1 protein-coding gene is annotated in these 267 nt (G+C 48.3%); it reads right to left on the minus strand.

Going from position 1 to position 267, the window contains the following annotated elements:
- Positions 1 to 267: ATP-binding cassette domain-containing protein (locus O4H53_RS27060; protein ID WP_269368109.1), on the minus strand; the 267-nt coding region annotated here is incomplete at both ends.

Here is a 267-nt window from a genome sequence, read left to right on the forward strand (position 1 = left end):
CCTTCATGTTGGCGTGGATCGTCTCTTTCAGCTGTTGCTCAACAGTAAAAAGTGGATTGAGCGAGGTCATCGGATCTTGGAAAATAAAACCTATTTTCGAGCCGCGAACCTTACGCATCGCTTCTGGTGATAGGCCAGAAATTTTTTCTCCATCCAAGAAAACATCGCCGCTAGCAACGCGACCTGGAGGGCTAAGCAAATCAATAACGGCGTTACCAACGGTGGATTTACCCGCACCTGATTCGCCAACAACACCCACGATTTCAC

This window comes from Sulfitobacter sp. G21635-S1, from assembly GCF_027213915.1.
Lineage (GTDB): Bacteria > Pseudomonadota > Alphaproteobacteria > Rhodobacterales > Rhodobacteraceae > Sulfitobacter.